Below are 23,755 nucleotides of genomic sequence, written 5' to 3' on the forward strand. Positions count from 1 at the left end.
TGGGGAGCTGACTGTCCGTCAGGGCGTGACGGAGACGAGCGTACCCGCCAGGGTGTTGTTGTCCTCGATGAACTCGGAGATGGCCCCGTACGTGTCCGCCGAGGCACCCACGTACCAGGAGCCGTTGGTCGGCGCGTTGGCGTTCACCGAGCGGGAGCGGGTGACGCACTGGCCCGCGTTGAGCGACACCCCCGTCACATTGCCCAGGTAGGGGTCCTCGGGCGGCAGTGGCGGCACCGGCGGGCGGATGACGTTGTCCGAGGAGAAGAAGAGGTCCACGTCCGTGACGGCCGCGGTCTGCCCCCGGTTGCACACCGTGAAGCTGACGGTGAACGCCGCCCCCAGCCGCACGCTGGAGGCGGAGGTCACCGAGGTGATGACCAGGTCCGGCTTGATGCCCACGCCGATGCGGCTGACCGCCAGGGTGTTGTTGTCCTCGATGAGCTCCGCGCGGCTGCCGGTGGGGTCCGCCACCGCGCCCAGGAACCAGGCTCCGTCAGGAACCGACGGCGCCGTCACGGTCAGCGTCCTGCTCGCGCACAGGCCCACGTTGAGCGAGAAGCCCGTCACCGTGCCCAGGTAGAAGTCCTCGGGCGGCAGGGGCGCAGCCGGCGGACGGATGGTGTTGTCCGAGGACAGGTACACGTCCACGTCCACGGGGCCGCTCAGCTGCCCCCGGTTGCACACGGTGACGCTGGTGCTGAACGTGTTGCCCTGCCTGACGCTGGACGGCCCGGTGACGGACGTGACGACGAAGTCCGGCAGGTTGCCCACGCCAATGCGGTTGCCCGTAAGGAGGTTGTTGTCCTCGATGAGCTCCAGGGAGTTGTTGCGGGGGTCCGCCATCGCTCCCAGGTGGTACGCGCCGTCCATCACCACGGGCGACGTGGCGCTCACGCTCCTGCTGACGCACTGGCCGGCGCTGAGCGTCACCCCCGGCACCGTCCCCAGATAGAAGTCCTCGGGCGGCAGCGGAGGCGCTGGCGGCCGGATGACGCTGTCCGCGGACAGGTACAGGTCCACGTCCACGGTGCCGCTCTGCTGGCCGCGGTTGCAGAAGACGACGCTCGCGCTGAAGGACGTGTTGGGCTTGACGCTGTAGGGGCCGGTGACGGAGGTGATGACGAAGTCGGGCGCACTGCCCACGCCGATGCGGTAGCCGGACGAGGTGTTGTTGTCCTCGATGAGCTCCGGGCGGTTGTTCGTCGGGTCCACCACGGCACCCAGGTGGTAGGCACCCTGGAGACCCGGAGGCGGCAGCCAGGCTGAACCCTGGATGGGGACGGTGGCGCACTGGCCCTGCATCAGCCAGCCCGAGGGGACGCCGCCCACGAAGGAGTCTTCCATCGGCCCCGGCCCGGTGTTGGTCCGGATGGTGGCGTCGGCGGACAGGTAGAGCTCCACCAGGGCGTCACCCGACTGGGTGCCCTGGTTGCACACCGTCACCTGCGCGGTGAGCGGCTGACCGTCCTGGACGCTGGTGGGGCCCTTCACGGCGGTGACGATGAAGTCGGGCGCGTTGCCCACGCCGATGCGGTAGCCGGACGAGGTGTTGTTGTCCTCGATGAGCTCCGGGCGGTTGTTGTTCGGGTCCACCACCGCGCCCAGGTGGTAGGCACCCTGGAGTCCCGGAGGCGGCAGCCAGGCCGAGCCCTGGATGGGGACGGTGGCGCACTGGCCCTGCATCAGCCAGCCCGAGGGGACGCCGCCCACAATGGAGTCCTCCATCGGCCCCGACCCGGTATGGGGCCGGATGGTGGCGTCGACGGACAGGTAGAGATCCACCTGGGCGTCACCCGACTGGGTGCCCTGGTTGCACACCGTCACCTGCGCGGTGAGCGGCTGACCGTCCTGGACGCTGGCGGGCCCGGTGACGGACGTGACGACGAAGTCGGGCGCGTTGCCCACACCGATGCGGTAGCCGGACGAGGTGTTGTTGTCCTCGATGAGCTCCGGGCGGTTGTTGTTCGGGTCCACCACCGCGCCCAGGTGGTAGGCACCCTGGAGGCTCGGAGGCGGCAGCCAGGCCGAGCCCTGGATGGGGACGGTGGCGCACTGGCCCTGCATCAGCCAGCCCGAGGGGACGCCGCCCACGAAGGCGTCCTCTATCGGCCCCGGTCCGGTGTTGGTCCGGATGGTGGCGTCGGCGGACAGGTACAGCTCCACCAGGGCGTCACCCGACTGGGTGCCCTGGTTGCACACCGTCACCTGCGCGGTGAGCGGCTGGCCGTCCTGGACGCTGGTGGGACCCTTCACGCCGGTGATGACGAAGTCGGGCGCGTTGCCCACGCCGATGCGGTAGCCGGACGAGGTGTTGTTGTCCTCGATGAGCTCCGGGCGGTTGTTCATCGGGTCCACCACGGCACCCAGGTGATAGGCACCCTGAAGTCCCGGCGGCGGCAGCCAGGCCGAGCCCTGGATGGCAACGGTGGCGCACCGGCCCTGCATCAGCCAGCCCGAGGGGACGCCGCCCACAACGGAGTCCTCCATCGGCCCCGGCCCGGTATGGGGCCGGATGGTGGCATCGGCGGACAGGTACAGCTCCACCAGGGCGTCACCCGACTGGGTGCCCTGGTTGCACACCGTCACCTGCGCGGTGAGGGGCTGACCGTCCTGGATGCTGGCGGGCCCGGTGACGGAGGTGACGACGAAGTCGGGCGCGTTGCCCACGCCGATGCGGTAGCCGGACGAGGTGTTGTTGTCCTCGATGAGCTCCGGGCGGTTGTTCGTCGGGTCCACCACGGCGCCCAGGTGGTAGGCACCCTGGAGGCCCGGAGGCGGCAGCCAGGCCGAGCCCTGGATGGGGACGGTGGCGCACCGGCCCTGCATCAGCCAGCCCGAGGGGACGCCGCCCACGAAGGCGTCCTCTATCGGCCCCGACCCGGTGTTGGGCTGGATGGTGGCGTCGGCGGACAGGTACAGCTCCACCAGCGCTTCACCCGACTGGGTGCCCTGGTTGCACACCGTCACCTGTGCGGTGAGCGGCTGACCATCCTGGATGCTGGCGGGTCCGGTGACAGACGTGACGACGAAGTCGGGCGCGTTGCCCACACCGATGCGGTAGCCGGACGAGGTGTTGTTGTCCTCGATGAGCTCCGGGCGGTTGTTGTTCGGGTCCACCACGGCACCCAGGTGGTAGGCACCCTGGAGACCCGGAGGCGGCAGCCAGGCCGACCCCTGGATGGCAACGGTGGCGCACCGGCCCGGGAAGAGCATGTCCGAGGGGACGCCGCCCACAATGGAGTCCTCCATCGGCCCCGACCCGGTATGGGGCCGGATGGTGGCGTCGGCGGACAGGTAGAGATCCACCTGGGCGTCACCCGACTGGGTACCCTGGTTGCAGACCGTCACCTGCGCGGTGAGGGGCTGACCGTCCTGGACGCTGGCGGGGCCCTTCACGCTGGTGATGACGAAGTCGGGCGCGTTGCCCACACCGATGCGGTAGCCGGACGAGGTGTTGTTGTCCTCGATGAGCTCCGGGCGGTTGTTGTTCGGGTCCACCACCGCGCCCAGGTGGTAGGCACCATGGAAGCCCGGAGGCGGCAGCCAGGCCGAGCCCTGGATGGCAACAGTGGCGCACTGGCCCTGCATCAGCCAGCCCGAGGGGACGCCGCCCACGAAGGAGTCTTCCATCGGCCCCGGCCCGGTGTTGGTCCGGATGGTGGCGTCGGCGGACAGGTACAGCTCCACCAGGGCGTCACCCGACTGGGTGCCCTGGTTGCACACCGTCACCTGCGCGGTGAGCGGCTGCGCGTCCTGGACGCTGGTGGGACCCTTCACACCGGTGATGACGAAGTCGGGCGCGTTGCCCACGCCGATGCGGTAGCCGGACGAGGTGTTGTTGTCCTCGATGAGCTCCGGTCGGTTGTTCGTCGGGTCCACCACGGCACCCAGGTGATAGGCACCATGGAGTCCCGGAGGCGGCAGCCAGGCCGAGCCCTGGATGGCAACGGTGGCGCACCGGCCCTGCATCAGCCAACCCGAGGGGACGTTGCCCACAACGAAGTCCTCCATGGGCCCCGACCCGGTATAGGGCCGGATGATGGCATCGGCGGACAGGTACAGCTCCACCTGGGCGTCACCCGACTGGGTGCCCTGGTTGCACACCGTCACCTGTGCGGTGAGGGGCTGGCCGTCCTGGACGCTGGCGGGGCCGGTGACGGAGGTGACGACGAAGTCGGACGCGTTGCCCACGCCGATGCGGTAGCCGGACGAGGTGTTGTTGTCCTCGATGAGCTCCGGGCGGTTGTTGGTCGGGTCCACCATGGCGCCCAGGTGGTAGGCACCCTGGAGGCCCGGAGGCGGCAACCAGGCCGAGCCCTGGATGGCAACGGTGGCGCACTGGCCCTGCATCAGCCAGCCCGAGGGGACGCCGCCCACGAAGGAGTCTTCCATCGGCCCCGGCCCGGTGTTGGGCTGGATGGTGGCGTCGGCGGACAGGTACAGCTCCACCAGCGCTTCACCCGACACGGTGCCCTGGTTGCACACCGTCACCTGCGCGGTGAGCGGCTGACCGTCCTGGACGCTGGTGGGGCCCTTCACGCCGGTGACGATGAAGTCGGGCGCGTTGCCCACGCCGATGCGGTAGCCGGACGAGGTGTTGTTGTCCTCGATGAGCTCCGGGTGGTTGTTGTTCGGGTCCACCACCGCGCCCAGGTGGTAGGCACCCTGGAGACCCGGAGGCGGCAGCCAGGCCGAGCCCTGGATGGGGACGGTGGCGCACTGGCCCTGCATCAGCCAGCCCGAGGGGACGCCGCCCACAATGGAGTCCTCCATGGGCCCCGACCCGGTGTGAGGCCGGATGGTGGCGTCGGCGGACAGGTAGAGATCCACCTGGGCTTCACCCGACTGGGTGCCCTGGTTGCACACCGTCACCTGCGCGGTGAGGGGCTGAGCGTCCTGGACGCTGGCGGGGCCCTTCACGCTGGTGACGACGAAGTCGGGCGCGCTGCCCACGCCGATGCGGTAGCCGGACGAGGTGTTGTTGTCCTCGATGAGCTCGGGGTGGTAGCTGTTCGGGTCCACCACGGCGCCCAGGTGGTAGGCACCGTCGGTGCCCGGGGGCGGCAGCCAGGCCGAGCCCTGGATGGCAACGGTGGCGCACTGGCCCTGCATCAGCCAGCCCGAGGGGACGCCGCCCACGAAGGAGTCCTCCATCGGCCCCGGCCCGGTGTTGGGCTGGATGTAGCCATCCTCGGACAGGTACAGCTCCACCAGGGCGTCACCCGGCTGGGTGCCCTGGTTGCACACCGTCACCTGCGCGGTGAGGGGCTGAGCGTCCTGGACGCTGGCGGGTCCGGTGACGGCAGTGACGACGAAGTCGGGCGCGTAGCCCAAGCCGATGCGGTAGCCGGACGAGGTGTTGTTGTCCTCGATGAGCTCGTCCTGCACGTGCTGCGGGTCCACCACGGCGCCCAGGTGGTAGGCACCGTCGGTGCCCGGGGGCGGCAGCCAGGCCGGGCCCGTCACCTGCACGGTGGCGCACCGGCCCGGGAAGAGCCAGCCCGAGGCGGCGCCACCCACCAACATGTCCTCCTGCGGCCCCGGCCCTCCGGAGGGCTGGATGAACTCATCGGCGGACAGGTACAGCTCCACCTGGGCGTCACCCGGGCTGGTGCCCTGGTTGCACACCGTCACCCGCGCCGCGAGGCTCTGGCCGGACTGCGCGCTGGTGGGGCCCTCCACTGCGGTGACGAGGAAGTCCGGCCCGTAACCCACGCCCATGGGGCCGCTGAGCCGCGAGTTGTTGCTCTCGTCGGACTCGAACTCGATTTCGTAGGGGTCGGCGAGCGCCCCCAGGTACCACGCGCCTTCCGACGGCGCGGGGCTCACCGGGACGGTGCGCGTGTCGCACACGCCGGCGGGCAGATAGCCCAGGTACTCGCTCGCGCCCCAGAAGTCCGTGGAGATGGACAGGTTACTGTCATCCGACAGCACCAGCGCCACCTCCGTTCCGCCGCCCATGTCGCCGCGGTTGCACACCGTCACCGTCGCGTTGAAGAAGCTGCCCGGCGTCGTGCTGGTGGGGCCGCTCAGTGCCGTCACCACGAAGTCGGGGCCTCCCAGCCCCTGCTTCGCGTCCTTCAGTGGGTCCGTGGAGGAATCTCCCGAGCTACACCCCACCGCCACGGAGGCCAGCGCGAGTGCGCCGGCCGCCGTTCGTCTGATGCTTCGTCTCATGCGTGTCTGCTCCCTGGACTGTCGCTACTGCAGCCCTACAAGTGTGCTGGATTATCCGCGAAAGCGGAAAGTAGGTTTTCCGCCTGGACGATCCGCCGCCTCGGTCCTGACCCGCTCGCGTCCGGGAGCGGGTTGCCCCCTGGGTCCGCAAGTGCCCAGGTGTGCCCCTCCAGCGGGGATGAGCACGGGACACGACGGAATGGGTCGGCACGAGGCTCGCCGTCACCCGTCGTGACCGCCCTGCCCCGCTCGTGAGACCTCCTGGCCAGGGGGGCGTTCCCAGGGAGGGGCGTCAGCCGAGGAAATAGAGCACCAGCACCGTCACGATCAGGAACTGGAGCGACAGCGTCCAGGCGGTGACCTTGCGGAGCGGGAACAGGAACGCTTCTCCGTGCTGCGTTTCCTCGACCTGCGCGCGAAGGCGCCTGCCCGTCTTCAAGGCCGACCACATCAGCGAGTAGCCGAGGACGACGAAGGCGGAGGAGAGCGCGAGGACCACCCAGCGTGGCGACCCCTTGATGAGCAGGTCGGTGACGAGCGCGCCTCCACCCGCAATCGCCGCGCCTGTCCTCACCAGCGAGAACAGGGTCCGCGTCGCCGCCATGTGGGTGTTGTCGAGCGCGAGCCTGGAGGACTCGTCGGGCGGAGGTTGGGAGGAGTCGCTCATGCGACTGCCCAGCGTCGCATGAGCACCGGCCCGGAGCCTCCCGGCCCCCTGTCGCAGGGGCCCGTCACGCCCCCAACAGAAATGGGGGCGGAGGGAGTGCGGCTCCACGACGCGGCGCCGCCGCGGGCCCCGTGTGAAGGTCGAGGCGAGGCTCGCCGCGAGCAGGGCGACACGGACGGCCTCGAGGACCGTCCGTGCTGCCCCGAGGACTACCGGACGATGTTCACCGCGGTGTCATCGAGGAAGAAGCTCGTGCCCAGCGACGAGTCCTCCGTGCCGTTGAAGTAGACGCGGATGGTCTGGCCCCTGTACGCGGCCAGGTCGAACGTCCGCTGCACGTAGGCCGTGCCCTTGTCCAGGTTGCTGTAGGTGGCCAGCGTCGCCAGCACCGTGCCCGCGCTGTTGCGGATCTGGATGGCCAGCTTGTCGTAGGCCGTCGTGGTCGTCGTCTCCGTCGTGGTGATGCGCGCCCAGAAGCTGAGCGTGGCGCTGCACGCCGTGGAGGGGATGGTGAGCTGCTGGTAGGCGTACTCGGTGCGGGTGGCGCCGTAGCCGTTCAGCCAGGCCTTGTACGTACCCGTGCGAGGCGCACTGCCCGACGTGGTGCCGTCGATGACGCCCGACGAGGTCGTCCAACCGGTGTTGCCGCTCTCGAAGCCCGCGTTGGCCAGGAGCTGCTCGGAGATGGAGCAGCTTCCCGTGCCGTTGTTCACCGTCACGGACACCGTGGCCGACGTGCCCACGTTGTTCGCCGCGTCATACGCCTTCGTCGTCAGCGCGTAGGTGCCGTTGGCCACCGTCGTCGTGTTCCACGAGAAGCTGTACGGCGCGCTCGTCGCCGTCCCCAGCAGCGCGGTGCCCGCGTAGAACTCCACGCGCGACACGCCCACGTTGTCGGAGGCGCTGGCGGAGAGGCTCGCGGTGCCGCTCAGCGTGGCGCCGCCCGCGGGCGAGGTGATGGACGTCGTGGGCGGGGTGGTGTCACTGCCTCCGCCGGTGATGAAGAGCGTGTACAGCAGCCTGTTGGGCGAGCCGGTGCCCGGGCTGGTGACCTTGTTCGGCGTGGAGTTGTTCACCAGCGCGTCGCGCACCTGCGCGGGCGTCGCGGTGGGGTTGGCGCTCAGGTAGAGCGCCGCGGCGCCGGCCACGTGCGGCGAGGACATGGACGTGCCGCTCATCGAGGTGCTCGACGAGTTGCCGGAGTTCGAGGCCGAGGTGATGCTCGAGCCCGGCGCGAAGATATCCACGCACGTGCCGTAGTTGGAGAACGACGAGCGGGCGTCGCTGCTGGTGGTGGAGCCCACGGTGATGGCGTTGGGCGTGCGGGCCGGCGAGTAGTTGCAGGCGTTGCTGCTCTCGTTGCCGGCGGAGACCACCGTCGTGACGCCCGCGGCAATCAACCGCTCCGTCGCGGCATCGATGGCCGGAATGCCGACATCGCCCAGGCTCATGTTGGCGACCGCGGGCTTGATGTGGTTGGCGGCCACCCAGTCGATGCCACCGATGACCTGCGCGTCGTTGCCGTAGCCCGTGCAGTCGAGCACCCGCACCCCGTGGAGGGTGACCTTCTTCGCCACGCCCCAGGTCGTGCCGCCCACCGTGCCCGCCACGTGCGTGCCATGGCCATCGCAGTCCGTGGGGTCGCTGTCGTTGTCGATGAAGTCGTAGCCGTTACCGGTGCGGCCGGTGAACTCGGTATGGGTCAGCCGGATACCGGTGTCGATGACGTACGCATGCACGCCGGTGCCGTCGACGTTGTAGGTGTAGGAGCTGTTGCGCGGCAGGTCCCGCTGGTCGATGCGGTCGAGTCCCCAGGTCGCGCTGGTCTGCGTCGCCGACACGTGGATGAGGCCGTTCTCCTGCACAAACTCCACGCGAGGGTCGGACAGGAGGCGACGGGCCTCGGCCTCGCTCATGTTGGCCAGGAAGCCGTGGATGCTGTGCTCGTAGGTCCGCAGCACCCTGCCCCCGTTGAGGGCCACCAGCTCCCGGGCGATGTTCACCGCCCCCTGCTGCCGGACCTCCTGCGTGGAGTCGCGCAGGACGACGATGTACTCGTTGGGGACGGCACGGGCACGGCGGACCATCTGCGCCGTGTGACCGAGCTGCTCGGTGTCGGACTCCTGGGCCTCGGGCATCGGGCCGCAGGCCGCGGCCAGCAGGGAGATGGCACCCACCACCTGCGTCAGTTTCAGTTTCATTCGGCCTCTCGGGGAACGTGCGGGCACCGGTTCGGAAGCCCTCGCACAGACCGTGGAATTAGCTTTTCTTGATAACGCGGTCAACGCAGCTTTCATGGAAAAGCCGGTGGGGCCGCCGGGAGCACACTTCGCGGCTGGAAGGCGCCAGCGGCCTCCAGGGCCGCGTGGGGCTCATGGAGGGTTCGTCAGCACGCCGAGGAGCTTCTGTACGCGCCCGGTCATTTCCATGACGTCCCTTCCTGCCAGGCCCTGAGCAGCACCCCTTCGTTCCAAGGCTCCTGATACGACCGGGGTCGGGCATCGCGACTGGCGGCACAGGAGACTCCACCCATGAGCACACAGACACGGATGCTGGCGGCGCTCGGAGCCGCGGTGCTTGGAATCGTCGGCGCCTCCGTCGCTTGCAGCAGTTCGCCGGCGGGCGGCGGCGAAATCCCGGATGAGGCCGATGCAGGGACGCCTCGACCGCTCGTGCTCGGGGACCTGCTGGCGCCCGTGACGCCCGCGGAGCTGCAGCTCGTGGAGCAGGAGTGGGCTGCTCGCGACATCACGGCGCGCGACGTCACGCAGCTCGCGAGTGGGACGGTGACCCTGGGAACCGTCCCGATGGCCTACCGGGTGCTCGAGCACCTCGTCGGCGGCGCACGCCACGTCGGCGTCGTGCTGGTGCCGTCCGCGTTGACCGCGCCCGCGCCGGTGCTCGTGTACACGCATGGCGGCTACACGGGAGATGGCGGACTGCCGCCGTTCACCGTGGAGGAGCTCGCATTCCGGATTCCGGGGCAGCCCCTCAGGGAGCGGCTCATCTACGTCATTCCCGCCTACAGGGGTGAGCGGCTCCGCATCGCCAACACGACGTACGGCTCCGGTGGCGACACGCTCTTGGGCACCACCGACCTGACGGATACCGCGGCGCTCCTGTCCGCGGTATTCACCACGACGCCGCTCGCGGACAGCAGCCGCGTGGCCATCTTCGGGGAGAGCCGCGGTGGAATGGTGGCGCTGTCGCTGGGGGCCGTCGACGACCGCTTCGACCTGGTCATCGACGCCTTCGGCCCCACGGACTTCAGGGTGGCGCTCGCCGGAGTGACACCGGAGCTCTTCGGCGCGGCTGTCGCTGGCGCGGTGGCCAATCCGGGAGATCCGGCGACGCTGCTGCTGCGCTCACTCATCCCGGTCGCTGAAGTCACGGTGAATCCCGATGCCGGGCTGCTCATCACCGAGGCCGGCTACGTGGAGATGCGGCGGCGGATGGCGGCCACGAGCGCGCTGGCCGCGCCGTCGAGGTTGCCCGCGACGCAGGTCCACCATGGAACCGCCGACACCACGGCGTCCGTCCAATACTCGCGCGCGCTCGCCGCTGCGATGGCGGACGCCGGGCGTGCTTCCCCGAGCAATGCCTTCACCTACTTCGAGTACGACGGCGGCACCCACAGTCTTGACTCGTTGCCGGGGGCGGTTTCGCGAATGGCCGAGGCGTTGAACCGCGAGCTGGCGCCGTGACGATTGCCGAGGCGCCCACGGTACAGTCCCCTCCGCAACTCCGACTGTGAGGACGCATGACGAAGCGCAACGCGAAGTGGGCAGGCATCGCTGTAGCGGGACTCGTCGGGATGACCGCGTGGGCGGGAGCCAAGGTCAGCACCGGTGTCTCTATCACCCTCAACCTGGGCGGCAGTGGCTTTGCCTCGGGCCCGCTGGGAAGCGCGAGAAACAGCGCCAACTCGGTGGAATACATTGGCTGCACCACCTACACCTATGCTCCCGGCGCGGGTGGAGGAGCGGATGCCTTCTGCTATGCGAATGACGCGAGCAGCCTCTTCGGCTCCTGTTTTTCGAGCGACCCGGCCATCGTGAACACGGTGCGAAGCCTCGAGGGTGACTCGGAGCTCGAGTTCCAGTGGGACTCCACGGGCGAGTGCACCGTGGTCCGTGTCAGCAACAACTCGTACTACGAGCCCAAGTCGCCTTGATTCCCGAAGCTGGGAGGCGCGTGCGCCGCGCCTCCCAGCGGTGTGGAGGAGTCCACCGCCATGCCCCCCCGCCACATCAATAGCGCTGGCTGTGCTCGACCTTCAGCACCCCGTCATTGAACGGGAAGTTCATCCCCTGGTTCTTCTTCGCATCCTTCAGGGCCGAGGCCTCGTCTGCGCCGAACCCGACGCCCATGGCGCGCCCGGTGCAGCCCTCCTTCTTCACGCCGGCGGACACCACCACCATGTGCCGCCCCAGGTTGGTGGTCTTCTTGAAGTTGTTCCTGTGGTGGAGCCGCTTCAGCGCCGGGTATTGCGCCCGGGCCTTCGCCTCGGCTTCCTTCCTGGCCGCGTGGGGCTCACCCACCTCCACCACGTAGCCGAGCGCACTCGCGCAGCCACCCTCCGTGGTGACGGCGACAATGGAGTGGATGGCGTCATCCGCGTGGGCCGGCGAGGCCCCGAGCAGCAACGCGGACACGAGTGACAGGCACGGTACGAGCTTCAGCGTGGACATCGACATGGGGTGCTCCTCCCAGGCGGCGGACCGGCGACTGTACCGGAACTTCGACGCCTACAACCCCGACTTCGCCGCATGCTCCGCGAGCAACCAGCGCAGCACGCTCCAGGAGAGGTCGGAGTACGTATCGAACGCCTTCACCTCGTGCGGCGGAGCCTCGTCGACGAAGTTGAAGATGTCGCGCGTGTGTGGCTCCGGCTCCTTCGCCGCCATGCGCACCAGCGGCAGCTCGGATTCGTTGAGATACACGTGGAATGACGCGCCGAAGTTGCTGCTGTCGTTGAGGAGATTGTCAGGTCCGACCGGCTTCGCCCCGCCGTCGGTCGGACAGTAGACCTTGTGCACCGCGAAGCGCTCGCCCGCGAGCCACGCGCACTGTCCGGGCGTCAGCGTCAGCAGGCCCACCTTCTCTGCGCTCCAGTCCAACGTCGCGTACGCCATCACGTCGAGCTGACCGTAGAGGCAATAGATGATGCCGGTCGTATCGCCATGCGAATGCATCGGTGAGTAGTGTTGTGCGGGCCAGATCTCGAGCACGACGGGCGACCCGAAGTCGCCCCTGTGCTCATCGCCCGCGGGGCCGCGATAACCAAATCTCGACGCGTCGTCGTCGTAGTCGCCCTTGCCCGTGCACGCGACACGGATGTAGGGCGGATGCGACGGATCCTTCTTCGCCTTCTGCTCGAGGATGTAGCGGAGGATTCCGCCGCCGTTTGGCGCGAGAAACGCCCGGATGCCTTCCGCTTCCCAGGTCGACAGCCGGAGCTGCGCGGCTTTGCGCGCCAGCTCCATCACCGTCGTCGGAATCATGAGTTGGCGGACGTAGTCGTCGAAAGAAGTCGCGGGCTGGATGACCAGGGAGGGTGAGAGCCGCGCCGCGGCGATGCGAAGCCGCTGTTCTTCGTCCGCCGTGATGTAGAACGGAGGTGTAATTGCCGATTCTTTCATTCTTCCATCCTCCGACAGAAATCGTCGCAGCGGTAGGCGGACCTCCATCCCAGGTCACCCCCTCGACAATGACCATCGCAACCACGTATCACTCGCGCTCACGACTGGCCGTGGTGCAGTCCGCAGGGGCCGGAAGCTTTCAAGGAGTCATGCCATGGGTTCGAGCCGTCACTTCGCCATCCTCGCGCTCGCCCTGACGACCGCCTGCTCCAAACCCAACGAGGCCACCCCCGCCGGGGGCGGCGACGCGAAGAAGCCCGCCATGACGAGCGCACCGAAGAGCACGCCGCCCACCACCGACCTCGTGACGATGCGCGACCCGGTGGAGAACGCCTACTCGCTGGGGATGCCGAAGGGCTGGCACAACCGGACCTACTCGGTCCGGGTGTTCGACATCCACAGCATGGTGACCACCACGGTCAGCCCGGACGGGAGCGTCCTCATCTTCAGCGGCGACCCCAGCATCCCCCAGTACTGGAGCCCGGCCGCGGCGACTCCCATCCACTACGACATGGCCCGGTTCCATCCCCGGATGAAGATCGAGCCATTCGTACCCGCCACGCAGTACTTCCCCGCCTACGTGAAGCGGAAGTTCGGCGGACTGCCGGACTTCAAGCTCCTGTCGACCGAGGCGGATGCCCAATCCGAGCAGAAGCTGCGACAGCGGTTCGCCGAGGCGGGCCACCGTGTGCACGCCACCGTCGCGAATGTCGCCTTCAGCTACACGGACGGTGGCCGTCCCCTGAACGCGCTGGTCATCGGCACGACGACCGACAGCGGGCCGTTCTGGATTGTCACCGTCACGGGCATCACCACTTCGGGCGACCCCAAGCAGTACATCCCGATGATCGAGGCCATGGGACGCTCCCACCAGACGAACCCCGCCTGGCAGGCGGAGCAGAACCGGAAGCACCAGGAGCGCATGGCGCAGATCCAGGAGTTCGGACGGCAGATGACCGCCCAGCACCACCGGAACATGGCCGCCATCCAGCAGAGCGCCCAGCGACACCAGCAGCGGATGGAGGCAATCCAGCAGCAGGGCGACGCCAGCATGAAGAGCTATTACGACCGCATGGCCGCTGGCGACGCCCAGCACCGGAACTTCCTGAACTACGTCAACGAAGAGAACACGGTGGTCGCTTCGAACGGCAAGACGTACCAGGTGGACGGCAGCTATCAGCGGTACTTCATGCACAAGCGGGATCACACGTACCTGGGCGGTGATATCCGCATGGACCTGGACTCCCTGCGCAGCCTCGGCCTGAACCCCGACGACTACGAGGAAGTGAAGATCCAGAAGTGAGGGGGCCCGGGTTCGCGGAGCCCTGGCGCCCTCCCCTCCCGCCACCCCTGTGGTTTCTGGGGGGCCGGAATTTCGGAAAGGCCGTGTCGATTCCGCTCCCGGTCATTCGTCGCCCTGCCTGAAACGGGCAATTTCCGCCCGGATTCATCCACCCCACCGACGAAGGAGACCCACATGCGCTTCCTGTCCATGGTTCGCATCCAGGAGAACAGCGGCCAGATGCCCAGCGAGAAGTTGATGGCCGACATGGGGAAATTGATCGAGGAGATGACCGCCAGGGGCGTGCTGCTCGATACCGCCGGCCTGCGCCCCACCTCCGAGGGCGTCCGGCTGCGCAGCAACCACGGCAAGCTCAGCCGCACCGACGGGCCCTTCACCGAGACGAAGGAAGTGGTCGGCGGCTACGCGATGCTCAAGGCCGACTCGATGGAAGAGGCGCTCGAGCTGACCCGGCGTTTCCTCGAGGTGCACGGCGAAGAGTGGAACGTCGAGTGCGAGGTGCGGCAGCTGGACGGCGAGTAACACGCCGACGGGGCCCTGGAGCGCCCCGGGGAACGTCCCCGGGGCGGTCGCCCTTCGACGACGCCCCCATGGGGAGCACGGGGTGGCTGAGCGTATCGGTGGCCTTCGAGTCAGAGCCCCTGCACTCTGAGTGAAGCCCGCGCCGCGAAGCCCTGGCAACGGAAGCCTCCTCGCACCTTTCGAAGCGGTGAGGTACGAGTGCGGGAGATGTCTCACCGCGTCTACCGCCGCCCCCGCTGCCAGCGCTGCAACCTTCCGGAGCACCTGTGCCTGTGTGAGGAGATTCCCCGGGTGGAGACGCGCACCCGGTTCCTCCTGCTCCAGCACGTGATGGAGGCGGGCAAGAAGAGCAACACCGGACGTGTGGCCGCGTTGGCCCTCGCGAATGCCCGGGTGCTCACCTACGGCTCCCCGGCGGAGTACCTGGACCCCGCCCTGCTCCTGGAGCCGGGAACGTGTCTGCTCTACCCGGACGGCCCCACCGCGCCGCCGGGCGCTCCGGCGCCAGCGCAGGTGGTGGTGCTGGACGCGAGCTGGTCTCAAGCCCGGCGGATGACCCAGCGGCACCCCGTGCTCCGGACGCTTCCCCGGCTGGTGCTCCCGCCGCCCGAGCCCGGGCTGCTCCGCCTGCGCGAGCCCTCACACCCTTCCGGGATGTCCACGCTGGATGCGATTGCTCGCGCGGTGGCGCTGCTCGAAGGGAACGAGGCCGCGGCGCCGCTGGAGCGGCTGGCCGCGCTGCGGGTCCAGCGAATCGCCGAGTGCGGCACCCTGACCTGAGTCCTCGAAACGAATCGGCGGTGCGGGCGCTCCCGCAGGGACTCACCCGGCGAGTGACAGCTCGATCAGCGTGTCGATGATCTGCGCCGTCTCCGCGAAGATGGGCGCCGCGATTCCCCGGAGGGTGTCTTTCACGTCCCCCGTCCCGGTGACGACGCCAATGGAGGTCCACCCGGCGTTCCCCTCGACGAGCACGGGGCCACCGCTCATGCCGTGGGCGGTGGCTTCCAGCGGGTAATACAGGGGCGTGTTCTTCTCCTTCTCGGCCATCACGGCGGTGCGATACACCGCGCGGTCCCCCTCCTTCACCCGGGCGCTCAGGCCTCCGGCGATGGTCGCGGCCACCCGGAGCGTGTCGCCGACGACGGTCAGCGACAGGGGCGCATTCGCCCCCTTCGCCCCTTCCTGGAGGATCATCACCGCGAAGTCGAACGCCGGGTTGTTCGGCTGTTGGTCGTAGCCCGGGGGAATCGCATACCGGAGGGTGCCGTCCTCGCGCGACGCAATGGAGTAGACGTCGCGGTCTCCGTAGACGGTGAAGTGCACCTCCTGAAGCTTCGGCTTGCGCAGGTAGACGAGGTTGTGCGCGGCGGTGAGGACGACGTCCCTGCGTACCGGGTACCTGGCCGTCTTCAGGAGGTACCCGGTGCCGACCCACTTCTTCAGCACGCCGTCGTCCTCGTAGAAGATTTCCAGGACACCAACGACGGTGAACGGATACTGCCTGGGGGCGAGCGTGGGAGCCATGACGTCAGTCCTTGCTGGAGAGAAGTTCCAGGGGACCCGAGCGCGCCCCCACCCTCCTGACGGTGGACACGGGCGCCTGTGAAGCGAGCTCCGGGGACGCTCAGGCCCAGGGCGCCGCCATCAGCGCACCGAAGCGCATGGCCAGGTCCGGGCGCCGGAGCATCACCTGCCCCCAGGCGTTGCACTCGACGGTCCAGGTCTCCACCGTCAGCCCGTGCGCCGCGAACAGCGCCAGCACGTCGGCACCGCCGCTCATGGCCTTCAGCAGCCGCACGTAGGCCATCAGCGTGGAGAGCCGTGCGCCTTCCAGGACGACCTCCTCGTCGATGGGCAGGCCCGGCACCCCTGGATGCGGAAGGACTGTCGTCACGGGCGGAAGCGAGGCCTGGAGCTTCGCGGAGTGCTCGCGAGCCTCCTCGGCCCGTCGCTCGGCGTCGAGCCGGGCCGCCTCCGCCCGTCGCTCCTCGTCCCTCCGCCGGGACTCCTCCACCTTCAGTCGCAGCGCTTCCTCCCGCTCCCACTCCGCGTCCTCACGCAGGCGCTCGAGCCGCTCCCGCATCATCCGCACGTCGACGTGGACGTCCTCCAGGAAGTGGCGGTGGTAGCGCGACTCTCCCTCCGCTGGCGGCGCCGCGAGGACGCGGCGCTCGAAGTCCGGGAACCAGGCCAGGAAGCGCTCCGCCTCCGGAGCGAGCGCGTCCGTCCCATTGCGCAGCTCGCCGGACAGCACCGCCGCCGCGTACGACACGGCCAGGGACGTGGACCGGGGCCACGCCTCCACGCGCGACTCCGCGGCGGCCCACACGCGCGCGAGGCGCCGGGGCAGGTCCTCCACCTGCATGGGGGACTCGCGGACCAGGTCGTTCACCCGCTCCGGCAGCAGCGTGGGCGCATCCACGTGCCACCACGCGTCGAAGCGCGCGACGGGGTCCGGCTCCTCCGCGAGCTGCCGCTCCCACAGCTCGCGCCGCCAGGGCCCGAAGGTGGCCAGCAGGTCCGCGCGCTCCTCCGGCGCTTCCTGGAACCGCCGCCACACGGCCTCGATGAGCTCCTCGCGGCCGGAGATGCCGCTCCAGGACCGCACCGCCGCCGCCAGCGGGCCCAGCAGCCGCTCGCGCGCGGGCGGTGCCCATACGGCCATCAGCAGCCGCGCCGCCTGCCCGTTCGCGGAACGCCCCCACCGGTCCATGCGGCCCGTCAGGGACGCCAGCGTGTCGAGCAGCGGCGCCGCGCAGGCCTCCTGGCGGGACCAGATGTGCAGCAGGACCCTCTCCCCGGGCCCCGCCAGCGAGAGGAACCGCACGAAGTCGGAGTCCCGGAAGAGACGTGCGCGCTCGGAGGGCATCGCCCGCGCGAGCGCCTCGGCGGCGGCGGACTCGAAGGCCCGCACCGCGTCCGAGTCCCCGGCGTCCGGCGCGGCGGCGGCCCAGTCCAGGAAGCGCAGCGCGTCCTCGGCGGGCAGCTCGCGCAGGGTGCTCCGTGCCCACGCGGCCCAGCGCGCCTGCGCCTCCGCCGGCAGCTCCGCGAAGGGCGTCCCCTTTGCCCAGCCGAGCAGCTCGCTGGCGAGCCCGCCCTTCACCCGGGCCGACACGGAGAGCAACACGCCCAGCGCGCCCGGCGGCGCGGACGCGGGCAGCCGCTTCAGCACGTCGCGGGCGAAGTCCGCGTCGCCGCTCGCGGCCAGGCGTTCCAGGAGCTTCGCGGAGCCCTGCCCCGCCAGCCTGTGGCGGGCCTCGGTCGCCACCCTCGCGTCGGGCGAGTCCAGCGCCGAGAGCAGCCCATCCTCGTCATCCAGGCAGAGGGCGCACTCGAAGCGCACGTCGACATCCGGGTGGTGCAGCCCCTTTCGCAGGGTGAAGAGGATGTCCACCTCCGGCTCCCGCCCCGCGGCGCGCACCCAGGACACGGCGGCGCGGGCCTCGTGCTCCGGGTGCCTGGCGGCGATGACCCGGGCGCTCTGCTGGATGCGCTCCCGCGCCTGCCGGGAGAGCCGGACATACGGCCATACCCGCCATCGCGTCAGGGCCAGCGCCGCCTCCAGACCGAAGCGCCCCTCGTCATGCAGACAGGAAAGGGCGGTGGACAGGTGGGCCGACGAAGCCTCGCCCCGGTTCAGCGCCGAGAGCGCCGTGAGCCAGTACACCTCGTCGAGGGAGCCCCAGGACTCACCGGCCTCCAGGGAAGGCACCCGCCAGGGAAGCTGCCGCGCCCACAGGTCCTCCACCTCCTCCGAGAAGCCTTCGAGCAGCAGGTCGGACTCCAGGCGGCGCACCTCCTCCAGGAGGCGGAGCACCCCGGCCCACAGCGTGGCGTACTGGCCTTCCAGCTGCTCCACCTGCGACGGCGCCAGCGCCTCGAGCCGCTCGGCTAGCGCGAAGCGGTCCACGCCGGCGTGGAACAGCATCCGGGCGGCGCCATGGCGCTCGGGTGGCACGGGGCCGCAGCCGCACTCCGGACACGGAAGGCCCGGCACGTTGAAGCGCGTGCAGGAAGGACAGCGCACCTTCGGGCCCCGCCGGGCGCCATTCTCCGTGAGGAGGACCATGGGTGTTGTCTACACCGGCCCCCCACGACACGTCGAAAAACACCGCGGCCCGTCCGGAGGACTTCCGGGCGGGCCGCGGGCACTCGAAGTCAGACGTCACGCCATCAGTTGCGCAGCATCTGCCGCGTGGCTTCCTTGAGCTGCTCCATCAGCTCCGGCTGACGCAGCTCGGTCATGTCGCTGCGGATGGCGGCGTTGAAGCTCCACGGGTGGCTGGACAGGTAGAAGACCTTCTCCGAGCCGCCCTGCTCCACCAGCAGCAGCTTCGCCTGCGTCTGCGCCTGGATGACGACCTTCAGCCGGGCGCCCGCCTTCAGGTGCCGCGCCGTCAGCCCGGACAGCGCCGGGCCGAGGTCGGCCTGCCCGAAGCCCGCGAACTGCCAGATGCCGTCGAGCTTCGCCAGCCACATCACCAGCCGCGCCTTCCCGTTCACCAGCACCGGGTAGTACAGCTCCTCCATCGGCGTGAGCAGCGGGGCAATCTTCTTGCCCGGCGTGTACGCCTCCAGGCCCCGCGGGTCCAACCGGAAGGCCTCGATGGGCGCGCCCACCTGGAGCTTCTGCAGCTCACCGCGGTCCTGGATGCCGAAATCCGCGAGGCCCGCGGACTCACGCTCCAGGATGCGCTGGACCTCCTTGAGGCCGAAGGCCACCTGCTCGTCGATGCGCGCCTGGTCGGCGTCGGCCGCCAGGGAGGAGGTGCCCGCCAGCAGGACCAGGGCCACACACGTCGAAACGAAAGACTTCATCGCGTTCATGGGATTCACCTGTGGTTGCCTGAAGGGGCTACTTCCGGATGTTCCAGACGGTGTGCGTCCAGTTCCAGCTGCTGTTGTTCTTGAAGTACGTGTACGTCACCCACGCCGAGGTGGAGCCCGTCCCCACCGGCAGCGGGTTGTTGTACTTGACGTACTGCCCCACGTCGTCCACGCCGCGCATCACCATGATGTGACCGCCACCGCTCGTCCAGCCGATGCGCGGGATGAAGGGACGGTTGTTCGTGTACACGTCCGAGAACGACTGGGCGAACGTCAGCGGCGCGTACGCGACGCTGCACAGGTAGCCCATTCCCTGCAGGCCCGTACACGTCTGGTCGATGGAGGCCGTGGGCGAGTTGGGACAGGTGGTGGAGCCGAACTCCTTCTTCACGATGTCACACTGGGTCCAGAAACTGTCTCCCCAGTACGTGGCGACCATGTCGATGGACGCCGCATGGCACCACTGGTCGTACTGCTGGGCGATGAGCGTCACGGGCCGGTCAACCCATGAGGCCGAGGCCGCGCCAGACATCAGCAGGCTCGCAAGTAGCAGCTTCTTGTTGAGCATGGTTCCTCTCGGAGGAGGCTCTGGGCGCACGAGCGCGCCAACCATCTCTTACTCCTCATCAAAACAATTAATCAATGTAAGTCATGCAAGTCCGTTATTGACGGCTTTTTATGTGTCTGATGCGCCAGCTCACTTTCGTGGAAATCAATCCCAATCGCCGTTTCAAATCGGGCGCGCCAGATACCCCTCACGGCGCAACTATTCCCGGAGGCGGGAGGGACCACACGTGCCAGGGACGTTCCAGATGGATGTCATTCGAATATTCCGCATGGCACCTTCCCGTGAGATCCCCATGACAGTCTCCCTCCGCTCCACTGGAACGATTCTCGCCCTCCTGCTGCTCCAGGTCCTTTCCGGGTGCGATGACGCACCCACGCGCCCATCCACCGACGCGGGGATACCCGACGCCGGCCCCTATGTCTGGGATGGCACCTACACCGAGCTGGAGGAGCACGGGGACTGGGTGGACCCCGGACGCTTCGCGCCGTGCACCTTCGACACGGTGGGAGCCTCCACCGGGGCTTGCGAGGAGCTGTCCCGGTTCGACGTCTCTCAGTGCGCCCCGGACGCGCTCGCCGCCGTACCGCAGGAGGGCATCTACCTGGCCAACATCCGGGAGGAGCGGCCGCTGGCGGATGGCGGGGTCAGCATCACCAGTGGCCCCGTCGGCTTCCAGCTCCGCGGCGACGGAGGCACGAGCACGATGTACGACGAGCCCCTCCGCCACCGCGACACGCAGGGCGGGAACTTCTCAATCATCGGCCATCAGCCGCGGACCAACGTCACCATCGCCATGGTGGGGTGTCAGACGCCTGCTCCCGACATCATCACCGGCTGCTTCGCCTACTGCCGCCGGGGAAAGCTCTCCCTCCAGGGCACCTTCGAAGCGCACCGTGTCGCCCGGTCGGCGCAAGAGCCCGAGTCCTCGGGCGGGCTGAGCCTGCTCTCGGAGCGCCCCGCGGCGACGGGCGAGGCCGTGGATGTCTATGTCACGAAGGGCCATGCCTACGTCGTCTCCCTGCCGCGCTTCGGGCGCTACGGCGGGCTCACCGTCTTCGACGTGAGAGACCCACGAAACCCCGTCCTCACGACGTCCATCAGCCTGCCCGAGGACAACTTCTGGAACGGGGTCTGGGCCAAGGGCGACGCCCTCTACGTGGCCAGCAGTGCTTCGGGAACGCTCGTCTATGACATCTCCAACCCCGCCACGCCCGGCTTCGTGCGCAGCCTGCCGACGGGGGACTTCGGCGCCCATACGGTGCTCGTCGACGGCGACCGCCTGTATGCCATGGTCCCCAACACCGGAACCCATGTCTACGACGTCTCCGAGCCGCTGAACCCGGTGCTGCGCACCATCATCTCCATGCCCGAAGAAGTCGCGCAGGGTGGCCCCCATGACGCCTTCGCGTATGGGGACCGCCTGTACATCAGCAACGCGTTCGGCGGCTATTTCGTCATGGACGTCAGCAACCTGGACGACGTCCGGCACCTGGGACTCTTCCTCCGCCCGGACTTCGGCTTCGCGCACCACAGCGCGGTGGGCACCTTCGCCGGGCGCACGCTCGCCTTCGAGGGCGGCGAGTTCCACAGCTCCCACCTGCGCGTGCTCGACGTCACCGACCCCGCCCGCATCGTGAAGATTGGCGAGTTCCGCATGCGGCCCGTCACGTCCATCCACAACCTGATTCTGCGCGGCAACCTCCTCTACGTGGCCTGGTACCACGAGGGGCTGCGCGTGCTGGACGTGTCCAACCCCACCCGGCCGCGCCAGGTGGCGCACTACAACACCTTCCGGGAAACAGACCCGCACCGGGGCGACAGCATCTTCGAGGGCGCCTACGGCATCCGCGTGCCGGGCGACGGCCAGGTGTACGTCGTGGACTCCTCGCGAGGGCTGCTCATCTTCGACGAGCTGTGACGGCGCCCCCGGGGGGCACCGCGCACGGGGTCACCCTCCACGGCTGCCCCGACACGAGGGCCTTCCTGGCGCGGATGGACGCGTCAGGAGGCCGTGTGGGGACGGCTGCGCTCGGCTCCACGCCAGCGGTTGGGAGTCGTGCCCTCCCAGCCGCTGAAGGCGCGGATGAACGAGTTCAGCTCCTCGTAGCCCAGCAGGAACGCCACTTCGCTGGCATCCAGGTCGGTGCTCGCCAGCAGCCTGCGCGCGGACTCGCGGCGCACCTCGTCGAGCAGGCCCTGGTAGGTCGTCCCCTCCTCCTCGAGCCGCCGCTGGAGCGTGCGGGGGCTCAGGTGCAACTCCTTCGCGAGCTTCTCCACGGAGGGGCGCTCGCCGTGCATGCGGCGGCGCAGCGCCGTGCGCACGTCGTCCGCGAGCCTGCGCCGGTCCAACCGCTCATTCAGCGCCCCCTCGAGGCCGGGCACGAGGAGCGACAGCAGGTCGGCGTTGTGCGTGACGAAGGGCTCGGCGAGCGCGCTCTCGTCGAAGACGAGCAGGTCGACCGGCGCGTCGAAGCGGACCTTGCACCCGAAGTGACGGGTGAGCAGCTCCGCGTCGGAGCGCCGCCGCGCGAGCTCGAGGCGCCGCGGCACGAGCGGCTTGCCCGTGCCGCGGCGGGCGAGCGCCAGGGTGGAGGCGAACGTCGCATCGACGAGGAACATGGGCAGCGGCCCCTCGGCGAGCAGCCAGTGGAAGCGGACCCGGGCCTCGCCGTGGGAGACGTCGTTCACGACCTCTTCCGGGCAGACGACGCGCTTGTACCGCGCGAGCTTCTTCAGCGCCTCGCCGAGGTCCGGTGAGTGGAGCGCGGCCATCGACGCGACGTCGTACTGGTGGGGCCTCGCTTCCGAGCCGATGCGCAGGCCGAGCTCCCGTCCCCCTCCCACGGCCTCCACGGCGTGCCAGAACGCCATGAACTCGCGGGTCGTCAGGTGGGCCCTGGGCTCCTGGAACCGCGAGAGCAGGAGGCCCGCGTGCCGCAGCAACCGCTCGACGTCGACACCGAGCGTGGCGAGGCGGTCGAGCAGCACGCTCGGCATGGGGACGAGATCGGCCGTCACGTCAGCTCCTCTTCGCGACCAGCATCCTGGCGACGGGGGTTTCGGCGAAGTCCACCATGCCATCGTAATCGGTCGACAGGCTCAGCGCCTTCCACCGGGCGTCCTCCTCCGCACGCTGCACCGCGATGGTGCCCGCGAGGAACACCGCGTCGGAGCCGAGCAGCAGCCGGAGCGGCGGCTGCTTCTCCGAGGCAATCTGGAGGATGGCCCGCGCCGCCTTCGCCGGGTCGCCCCGGCCGGCGTCGGCGTGCTTGCGGACGTTCTCCATGAAGGCGCCGACGGTCGGCCCGTACGCGTCGCTGACGGGGTCCACGCGCATCGAAGCGCCCGCCCAGTCGGTGCGGAAGCCCCCGGGCTCGACGAGCGTCACGCGGATGCCGAGCGGCCCCACCTCCTTGGAGAGGACCTCGGAGAAGCCCTCCACGGCCCACTTCGCGGACTGGTAGGCCGCCAGCCCGGGGCTCCCCGCGCGCCCACCGATGGAGGAGATCTGGATGATGTGCCCATCACGCTGCGCGCGCATGACGGGCAGCGCCGCGCGCGTGACGTGCATGACCCCGAAGAAGTTCGTCTCGAGCTGCTCGCGGAAGTCGTCCTCCGCCACGTCCTCGATGGAGGCCACGTTCGCGTAGCCGGCATTGTTCACGACGACGTCCAGGCGGCCGAAGGTGGAGGTCGCCGCGGCGACGGCCGCCCGGGCGGCCGCCGGGTCCGTGACGTCGAGGGCGACGGGAAGCACCCGCTCGCCGTACTGCTCGACGAGCTCCCGCAGCTGCTCCGGCTTGCGTGCCGTGGCCACGAGGCGGTGGCCGGCCGCCAGCACGGCCTTCGCGAGGTCGCGACCGAGGCCGCGGGAGCTACCAGTGATGAGCCAGACCTTCGACATGGGAACCATCCTTCGACGCACCGGAAATTCGGTGCGCCAAGAGTCACGGGCGGCTCCCTTCCACGCCAATCCGATCGCGCCAGAGAATCATCGGATTGCGCCACCGGGACCCGGGGCTCCTCGGTTCGGCGATGGCTCC

17 protein-coding genes are annotated in these 23,755 nt (G+C 69.2%); 6 read left to right on the top strand and 11 right to left on the bottom strand.

The features are described 5' to 3' along the window. Positions 1–18: 18 nt before the first annotated feature. From ACX9TP_RS27585 to ACX9TP_RS27595, 3 genes are all read right to left on the bottom strand, one after another. A complete protein-coding gene (locus tag ACX9TP_RS27585) occupies positions 19–6,180 on the bottom strand; it encodes a CARDB domain-containing protein (protein ID WP_482973608.1) in 6,162 nt (2,053 codons plus the stop codon). Between the two features lie 292 nt (positions 6,181–6,472). Beyond that, on the bottom strand, positions 6,473–6,847 hold the full coding sequence (locus ACX9TP_RS27590; protein ID WP_482973609.1) for a DUF202 domain-containing protein: 375 nt from the start codon (positions 6,845–6,847) through the stop codon (positions 6,473–6,475). 209 nt (positions 6,848–7,056) lie between these two features. Beyond that, positions 7,057–9,048, bottom strand: coding sequence for a S8 family serine peptidase (locus ACX9TP_RS27595; protein ID WP_482973610.1), 1,992 nt, complete (start codon positions 9,046–9,048; stop codon positions 7,057–7,059). Between the two features lie 330 nt (positions 9,049–9,378). On the opposite strand from ACX9TP_RS27595, the gene ACX9TP_RS27600 reads away from it, so the two are divergent. Both ACX9TP_RS27600 and ACX9TP_RS27605 read left to right on the top strand, forming a co-directional pair. After that, complete coding sequence (locus ACX9TP_RS27600) at positions 9,379–10,551, top strand: alpha/beta hydrolase family protein (protein ID WP_482973611.1); 1,173 nt, start codon at positions 9,379–9,381, stop codon at positions 10,549–10,551. A 56-nt stretch (positions 10,552–10,607) separates the two neighbouring features. Continuing rightward, positions 10,608–11,021 carry a hypothetical protein gene (locus ACX9TP_RS27605; RefSeq protein ID WP_482973612.1) on the top strand — a complete coding sequence of 138 codons (414 nt, stop codon included), beginning with the start codon at positions 10,608–10,610 and terminating at the stop codon, positions 11,019–11,021. A gap of 76 nt (positions 11,022–11,097) precedes the next feature. Here the strand turns inward: ACX9TP_RS27605 and ACX9TP_RS27610 are convergent, their stop codons facing one another. Further along, entirely contained in the window at positions 11,098–11,544 is a 447-nt protein-coding gene (locus ACX9TP_RS27610; RefSeq protein WP_482973613.1) for a hypothetical protein, read from the bottom strand. Between the two features lie 51 nt (positions 11,545–11,595). Then, entirely contained in the window at positions 11,596–12,489 is an 894-nt protein-coding gene (locus ACX9TP_RS27615; protein WP_482973614.1) for a cupin domain-containing protein, read from the bottom strand. 154 nt (positions 12,490–12,643) lie between these two features. On the opposite strand from ACX9TP_RS27615, the gene ACX9TP_RS27620 reads away from it, so the two are divergent. The 3 genes from ACX9TP_RS27620 to ACX9TP_RS27630 all read left to right on the top strand — a co-directional run bounded on the left by ACX9TP_RS27620 (position 12,644) and on the right by ACX9TP_RS27630 (position 15,094). Continuing rightward, the gene (locus ACX9TP_RS27620) at positions 12,644–13,792 is read left to right on the top strand and encodes a hypothetical protein (RefSeq protein ID WP_482973615.1); all 1,149 of its coding nucleotides are present in this window, start codon (positions 12,644–12,646) and stop codon (positions 13,790–13,792) included. A gap of 174 nt (positions 13,793–13,966) precedes the next feature. Then, entirely contained in the window at positions 13,967–14,314 is a 348-nt protein-coding gene (locus ACX9TP_RS27625; RefSeq protein WP_482973616.1) for a YciI family protein, read from the top strand. Between the two features lie 207 nt (positions 14,315–14,521). After that, a complete protein-coding gene (locus tag ACX9TP_RS27630) occupies positions 14,522–15,094 on the top strand; it encodes a tRNA-uridine aminocarboxypropyltransferase (protein ID WP_482973617.1) in 573 nt (190 codons plus the stop codon). Positions 15,095–15,136: 42 nt separating this feature from the next. Here ACX9TP_RS27630 and ACX9TP_RS27635 read toward each other — a convergent pair whose 3' ends face one another. From ACX9TP_RS27635 to ACX9TP_RS27650, 4 genes are all read right to left on the bottom strand, one after another. After that, positions 15,137–15,841, bottom strand: a complete 705-nt coding sequence (locus tag ACX9TP_RS27635) for a trypsin-like serine peptidase (RefSeq protein ID WP_482973618.1) — start codon at positions 15,839–15,841, stop codon at positions 15,137–15,139. A gap of 100 nt (positions 15,842–15,941) precedes the next feature. Continuing rightward, the gene (locus ACX9TP_RS27640; protein WP_482973619.1) at positions 15,942–18,386 is read right to left on the bottom strand and encodes a hypothetical protein; all 2,445 of its coding nucleotides are present in this window, start codon (positions 18,384–18,386) and stop codon (positions 15,942–15,944) included. Positions 18,387–18,490: 104 nt separating this feature from the next. Further along, positions 18,491–19,135, bottom strand: coding sequence for a hypothetical protein (locus ACX9TP_RS27645; RefSeq protein WP_482973620.1), 645 nt, complete (start codon positions 19,133–19,135; stop codon positions 18,491–18,493). 37 nt (positions 19,136–19,172) lie between these two features. After that, positions 19,173–19,712, bottom strand: a complete 540-nt coding sequence (locus ACX9TP_RS27650) for a papain-like cysteine protease family protein (RefSeq protein WP_482973621.1) — start codon at positions 19,710–19,712, stop codon at positions 19,173–19,175. 292 nt (positions 19,713–20,004) lie between these two features. Between ACX9TP_RS27650 and ACX9TP_RS27655 the strand changes: the two genes are divergently transcribed. Then, positions 20,005–21,630, top strand: coding sequence for an LVIVD repeat-containing protein (locus ACX9TP_RS27655; protein WP_482973622.1), 1,626 nt, complete (start codon positions 20,005–20,007; stop codon positions 21,628–21,630). Positions 21,631–21,713: 83 nt separating this feature from the next. Here the strand turns inward: ACX9TP_RS27655 and ACX9TP_RS27660 are convergent, their stop codons facing one another. Both ACX9TP_RS27660 and ACX9TP_RS27665 read right to left on the bottom strand, forming a co-directional pair. Next, on the bottom strand, positions 21,714–22,730 hold the full coding sequence (locus tag ACX9TP_RS27660) for an AraC family transcriptional regulator (RefSeq protein ID WP_482973623.1): 1,017 nt from the start codon (positions 22,728–22,730) through the stop codon (positions 21,714–21,716). Position 22,731: 1 nt separating this feature from the next. Beyond that, positions 22,732–23,616 (bottom strand): oxidoreductase, encoded by an 885-nt coding sequence (locus ACX9TP_RS27665; RefSeq protein ID WP_482973624.1) that lies wholly within the window; start codon positions 23,614–23,616, stop codon positions 22,732–22,734. Positions 23,617–23,755: the final 139 nt, after the last annotated feature.

This window comes from Pyxidicoccus sp. M15 (assembly GCF_056858435.1).

Coding starts and splice junctions, on each gene's coding strand:
- ACX9TP_RS27585 (WP_482973608.1), bottom strand. CDS start 6,180: ATGAGACGAAGCATCAGACGAACGGCGGCCGGCGCACTCGCGCTGGCC.
- ACX9TP_RS27590 (WP_482973609.1), bottom strand. CDS start 6,847: ATGAGCGACTCCTCCCAACCTCCGCCCGACGAGTCCTCCAGGCTCGCG.
- ACX9TP_RS27595 (WP_482973610.1), bottom strand. CDS start 9,048: ATGAAACTGAAACTGACGCAGGTGGTGGGTGCCATCTCCCTGCTGGCC.
- ACX9TP_RS27600 (WP_482973611.1), top strand. CDS start 9,379: ATGAGCACACAGACACGGATGCTGGCGGCGCTCGGAGCCGCGGTGCTT.
- ACX9TP_RS27605 (WP_482973612.1), top strand. CDS start 10,608: ATGACGAAGCGCAACGCGAAGTGGGCAGGCATCGCTGTAGCGGGACTC.
- ACX9TP_RS27610 (WP_482973613.1), bottom strand. CDS start 11,544: ATGTCGATGTCCACGCTGAAGCTCGTACCGTGCCTGTCACTCGTGTCC.
- ACX9TP_RS27615 (WP_482973614.1), bottom strand. CDS start 12,489: ATGAAAGAATCGGCAATTACACCTCCGTTCTACATCACGGCGGACGAA.
- ACX9TP_RS27620 (WP_482973615.1), top strand. CDS start 12,644: ATGGGTTCGAGCCGTCACTTCGCCATCCTCGCGCTCGCCCTGACGACC.
- ACX9TP_RS27625 (WP_482973616.1), top strand. CDS start 13,967: ATGCGCTTCCTGTCCATGGTTCGCATCCAGGAGAACAGCGGCCAGATG.
- ACX9TP_RS27630 (WP_482973617.1), top strand. CDS start 14,522: ATGTCTCACCGCGTCTACCGCCGCCCCCGCTGCCAGCGCTGCAACCTT.
- ACX9TP_RS27635 (WP_482973618.1), bottom strand. CDS start 15,841: ATGGCTCCCACGCTCGCCCCCAGGCAGTATCCGTTCACCGTCGTTGGT.
- ACX9TP_RS27640 (WP_482973619.1), bottom strand. CDS start 18,386: ATGGTCCTCCTCACGGAGAATGGCGCCCGGCGGGGCCCGAAGGTGCGC.
- ACX9TP_RS27645 (WP_482973620.1), bottom strand. CDS start 19,135: ATGAAGTCTTTCGTTTCGACGTGTGTGGCCCTGGTCCTGCTGGCGGGC.
- ACX9TP_RS27650 (WP_482973621.1), bottom strand. CDS start 19,712: ATGCTCAACAAGAAGCTGCTACTTGCGAGCCTGCTGATGTCTGGCGCG.
- ACX9TP_RS27655 (WP_482973622.1), top strand. CDS start 20,005: ATGACAGTCTCCCTCCGCTCCACTGGAACGATTCTCGCCCTCCTGCTG.
- ACX9TP_RS27665 (WP_482973624.1), bottom strand. CDS start 23,616: ATGTCGAAGGTCTGGCTCATCACTGGTAGCTCCCGCGGCCTCGGTCGC.